The sequence below is a fragment of the Paenisporosarcina sp. P4_E4_2 genome (assembly GCF_056401595.1).
In genome coordinates, this window is record NZ_JBFUJC010000206.1 from 1 (window position 1) to 5,551 (window position 5,551).

The 5,551-nt window shown below is 41.5% G+C and carries 5 protein-coding genes; 1 reads left to right on the forward strand and 4 read right to left on the reverse strand.

The genetic code is table 11. From position 1 onward, the window contains the following. Positions 1-85: 85 nt before the first annotated feature. Positions 86-1,327, reverse strand: coding sequence for a beta-ketoacyl-ACP synthase II (gene fabF, locus AC1DSB_RS13465; RefSeq protein WP_477586888.1), 1,242 nt, complete (start codon positions 1,325-1,327; stop codon positions 86-88). A gap of 106 nt (positions 1,328-1,433) precedes the next feature. Then, positions 1,434-2,369, reverse strand: a complete 936-nt coding sequence (locus AC1DSB_RS13470; RefSeq protein ID WP_477531545.1) for a beta-ketoacyl-ACP synthase III — start codon at positions 2,367-2,369, stop codon at positions 1,434-1,436. Between the two features lie 190 nt (positions 2,370-2,559). Here AC1DSB_RS13470 and AC1DSB_RS13475 point away from each other — a divergent pair, with 190 nt between their 5' ends. After that, positions 2,560-2,748, forward strand: a complete 189-nt coding sequence (locus tag AC1DSB_RS13475) for a YjzD family protein (protein WP_477531544.1) — start codon at positions 2,560-2,562, stop codon at positions 2,746-2,748. Between the two features lie 54 nt (positions 2,749-2,802). Here the strand turns inward: AC1DSB_RS13475 and AC1DSB_RS13480 are convergent, their stop codons facing one another. Both AC1DSB_RS13480 and AC1DSB_RS13485 read right to left on the reverse strand, forming a co-directional pair. Beyond that, complete coding sequence (locus AC1DSB_RS13480) at positions 2,803-4,923, reverse strand: ATP-dependent Clp protease ATP-binding subunit (RefSeq protein ID WP_477586889.1); 2,121 nt, start codon at positions 4,921-4,923, stop codon at positions 2,803-2,805. A gap of 378 nt (positions 4,924-5,301) precedes the next feature. After that, on the reverse strand, positions 5,302-5,551 hold a 250-nt coding region (locus AC1DSB_RS13485), incomplete at its 5' end, for a metal-sulfur cluster assembly factor (RefSeq protein WP_477586890.1).

Sequence of the window (5,551 nt, forward strand, 5' to 3'; positions counted from 1 at the left end):
TTCGACATCATCCGACATTATCTAATGGATAAAACTAACAAAAAAAGTCTCAATAGCACTTACATGCTACTGAGACTTTAACTGTTTAATTACGAACTTTTTTGAATAAAAGTGACGCGTTATGTCCACCAAAACCAAGTGAATTACTCATTGCATACTCGATTTCTTTTTCACGTGAGGCGTTTGCCACATAATCAAGATCACAAATCGGATCAGGATTTTCCAAGTTCATCGTTGGAGGCAAAATACTATCATGTATTGCAAGCGAAGTAAATATCGCTTCAATTCCGCCAGCTGCTCCAAGCAAATGTCCTGTCATTGATTTTGTTGAACTCATAGCAAGTTTGTAAGCATGTYCACCAAATACTGATTTAACTGCCATTGTTTCAAATTGGTCGTTGTATGGTGTGCTCGTTCCATGTGCATTGATATAGTCAACATCAGTAGGAGAGATTCCAGCATCCGTAAGTGCTTGTTGCATTGCACGGGCAGCGCCTTCACCCTCAGGAGCTGGGGCTGTGATATGATGTGCATCACCAGTTGAACCGTAGCCGATAATTTCCGCATAAATTTTCGCACCACGTGCAATGGCGTGTTCATACTCTTCCAAAATAACAATACCCGAGCCTTCTCCAATTACAAATCCATCACGGTTTGCATCAAATGGACGTGAAGCGGTCTTAGAATCTTGGTTAAGAGTAAGAGCAGTATTCGAACAGAAACCTGCAACTGACATATTTGTTATCGGTGCTTCTGCTCCACCAGAAATCATTACATCAGCCTCTCCACGTTGAATCACTTTAAATGCATCACCGATTGAGTTAGTGCCTGATGCACAAGCTGTCACGGTACAAGAATTCATTGCTTTTGCACCGAAATGAATCGATACTTGACCCGCTGCCATGTCCGGAATCATCATCGGGACGAAAAACGGACTTACTCGACGATAGCCTCTGTCAAGAAATGTGCGGAACTGTGCTTCATACGTTTCCATTCCACCAATTCCAGACCCAATCCATACGCCTGTGCGAAGACCCAGTTCAGGTGTTAATTCCAAATTTGCATCTTTCATCGCCATAATGGATGCTGCCAGTGCAAAATGTGTAAAGCGGTCCATTTTTCTTGCTTCTTTACGCTCGATATATGTTTCGATATCAAAGTCTTTAACCTCTGCTGCAACTTTTGCAGGAAAATCGTCCGGGTTGACGCGAGTCATTGGTCCAATGCCCGATCTGCCTTCTTTAATCCCCGCCCAAGTTGTTTCAATATCATTTCCAAGCGGTGAAACCGCTCCTACTCCCGTTATTACAACACGACGTTTTGTCATGATTTTTTCTCCCTTCATGTGAAAATTGATTTTTATATAACTGTTTAACATTGCATTACTTGACTGGGTGACAATCGTCTCCAACGGACACTCTGTCAGAATAACTCTATCTTCCCCATTTTAAGCAAATGGCCCCCCATGTTAAACCGCCGCCAAATCCAACAAGAACCACTACATCATCGTCTTTCACTCTACCCGCTAAAATATCTTCTTTTAATGAGATTGGTATAGATGCAGCAGATGTATTACCGTATTGATTAATTGTTTTGGACATTCTCTCTACAGGTAATTCTAATCGCTGTCTTGAAGCTTCCATAATTCGAATATTCGCTTGATGAGGCACCAAGAAATCGACTTCATCTTTTGTCAGTCCAGCTTTGACAATGACATTTTCAGCTGATTCCCCCATTTGACGGACAGCAAATTTATACACTTCCCGACCATTCATTTCAAGGAAGGGACCGTTTTGGAATAAGTGTTTTCCTCCGGAGCCGTCTGCACCAAGTTCAAATGATAGAATACCTCTGCCTTCCGAAACCTGACCAATGATGGCCGCTCCAGCACCGTCTCCAAATAAGACAGCGGTATTGCGGTCTTCAAAGTTCGTAATTTTTGATAGTTTTTCAACGCCCACAACTAGAACATACGGATAGACACCCGTCTCAACAAATTGTTTGGCTGTAATCACTCCGTACATAAAACCTGCACATGCCGCCGAAATGTCCATTGCCGCTGCGTTCTTTGCACCGAGTTTCTCCTGAATCATCGTCGCAACAGTTGGAAAAGGCATATCAGGCGTAACCGTAGCAACCAAAATCAAGCCAATTTGATGAGCTTCGATCCCTGACTCTTCTATCGCTTGTTTAGCTGCTTCGAAAGCCATATCTGAAGTATTAACATCATCGTCCGCATATCTTCTCTCTTCTATACCAGTACGAGTACGAATCCATTCATCGGTAGTATCCATTTGTTTTTCCAAATCAAAGTTTGTAACAACACGTTCTGGCACATATCTTCCTAAGCCGATAATCCCCACACTCATATGACACCCTCATTTCAATTATTATCTTCTATTAGTACCTGGTAATAATAATAACGAATTAAGCATGAAATTTCAACTCATCGTCACGAATTTGCCAAACTTAGAGAAGGTTCTATAAAAGATTCTTTGTCACATTCGGCTCATATGATATGATGGTAGAAGTAAATAGTCTGTCCAGAGGTGAAACAACATGAAATTTGTCATTACATTAATTTGGTCATTTCTACTTGTTACAATGCTGAACTATGTAGTAAGTTCAGTTGCAGCAGTGCCATTCAACTTTAACTTGGGTGCTATCATCTCACTTGGGTTTGCAGCACTTATCTTCTTGATTTCTGCAATTATTCCTAATGAGCCAGCAACACACGAACACCACTAATTCAACAAAACAAAAACGGTATCTCCGAAGCTTCCACTTCAGAGATACCGTTTTTTATTGATTGATTATAACTTCGCCATTTTCAAGGGATACTTCAACATTACTACCGGGAGTTAAGTTCCCACCAAGGAGCGCTTTTGCTACAGCTGTTTCAACGTGTCGCTGAATAAAGCGACGCAATGGGCGTGCCCCAAACGCTRCATCCGTTCCCTCACTAACCACCCAATCAATCAATGGCTGGGTGAAAGTAATTGTGATTTCCTGCTCTTTCAACCGATTTGCTAATTGCGCCAAATACTTCTCCGTAATTGACGTGAAGTGAGAACCTTTTAATGAATGAAACAAAACAATTTCATCCATTCGGTTCAATAATTCTGGTTTAAAATGTGTTCGAAGTGCAGTCATCACCAAAGACTCCGCTTGGTCGCTATCTTCCAACAAATATTGTGATCCAATATTTGAAGTCAGAATCACTACAGTATTTGCGAAGTTGACGACCCGCCCTTGACTGTCCGTAATCCTTCCATCATCCAAAAGCTGGAGTAAGATATTAGCGACATCAGGATGTGCTTTTTCTATTTCATCGAGCAAAACGACCGAATATGGATTACGTCTTACCATTTCTGTCAGTTGCCCACCTTCTTCATAGCCGATATATCCTGGAGGAGCTCCTACAAGACGTGATACGCTGTGTTTCTCCATATATTCGGACATATCAATGCGGATGAAATGATCTTCGGAATCAAATAAATTGGCAGCTAATGCCTTGGCAAGCTCTGTTTTTCCTACACCGGTTGGCCCCAGGAATAAAAATGAACCAATTGGTTTTGTAGGATCTTTAATACCCGCACRTGCACGCCAAACAGCAACAGCTTCCGTTACAAATTGGACTGCTTGATCCTGCCCCACTACACGTTCCTGTAATGTTTCCTTCAGTCTAAGAAGCTTATCTCTTTCTCCTTCAACTAATTTCATCACGGGTATTCCTGTCCATCGGGAAACGATTGAAGCAATTTCCTCCGAAGTCACTTCTTCGCGAAGTAAACGATTTTCAGAAGTTGATTCAAGCGCAGACTCAAGTTCAGCAATTTCTTTTTCGAGCGTCGGTATTTTGCCATGTCGAAGCTCGGCTGCTTTATTTAAGTCGTAGCTATTTTCCGCCAGTTCCAGATCTCGTCGGTAACCATCCATTAGCTCACGTTTCTTTTGAATGTGCTGAAGGGATTCTTTCTCTGTGGACCATTGATTACGCATAGACTCGGTGGACGTTTTCAATTCATCGAGTTCCTGTCGTATTTTAGATAAACGTTGTTGACTTGCCTGATCTTTTTCCTTCATCAATGCTTGTTCTTCTATTTCCAATTGCATCATTCTTCTTGTCACTTCATCCAGTTCCTGCGGCATGGAATCAATTTCTGTTCGGATCATAGCACATGCTTCATCCACTAAATCAATTGCTTTATCCGGCAAAAATCGTTCCGTTAAATAACGGTCAGACAATTGTGCTGCTGCAACAATCGCCCGGTCATGTATGCGTACAGCATGGTGCAATTCAAAACGTTCTTTTAATCCACGTAAAATCGACACGGTATCTTCAACAGAAGGTTCCCGTACCAAAACTTGTTGGAAACGTCTCTCCAGTGCCGGGTCCTTTTCGATATACATTCGGTACTCATCAAGCGTTGTTGCACCGATACAATGCAATTCTCCACGTGCCAACATAGGTTTAAGCATATTGCCCGCATCCATCGCACCTTCTGTTTTTCCGGCACCGACAATAGTGTGAATCTCATCAATGAAAAGAATAATGCGTCCTTCACTATCTTTAACTTCTTTTAGCACCGCTTTTAATCGTTCTTCAAACTCACCGCGGTATTTAGCACCTGCAATCAATGAACCCATATCCAGTTCATAAATATCACGTTCCTTCAATCCTTCAGGAACATCCTTCCGTACGATTCGCTGTGCCAATCCCTCAACTATCGCTGTTTTACCAACACCCGGTTCCCCTATCAGCACCGGATTGTTTTTAGTTTTTCTAGAAAGAATTCGAATGACGTGTCTGATTTCCTGATCTCGCCCGATAACGGGATCCATTTTTCCATTACGAGCCTGTTCTACTAAATTGCGACCATACAGTTCCAGTGGTCTTTTCTGTTCTTGTTGCTGTTGCATATTCACGCCACTCCTTGTTTGACCTTTTTTGACTAATTGATTTTATTATAGGATGCTAGGAGGAATATTGTAAAGAAATGTGCATGGGATTTTTGTGGCGCATAATGTTTGTTTGGTGAATTTCGTTGTTTAATTGGGGAAGCATTCATTAGAAATTAAAATGCTATGTTAACCTTTACAGTGGTTTATCGTACATTTACGCTGACCGCATGAGCCAAAAAGGATATAAACCATATACTTGAGGGTCTGATACTTCACGCTCTTGCGGCTTGCTAGGCGCAAATGTACTCTCTTGTTTTCAATTCAATATCCACAACTTTCTATAATAATGGCATAAAAAATCCACTCACTTAACTGTGAGTGGATGAATGGAATATTTTATCTGACACCGAGTGCCATTTTTGCGTAGCGGGACATATTGTCTTTTGACCAGCCTGGAGTCCACACAATATTGACATCGACTTCTTTAACTTCCGGTAATTCGTATAATGCAGTTTTTACTTGATCAACAATCATTGGGCCCATTGGGCAACCAAGTGAAGTTAATGTCATAGTCACGACTGCAAATCCATCTTCTGATAAATCCACATCATAAACAAGTCCAAGGTTTACAATATCAATACCAAGT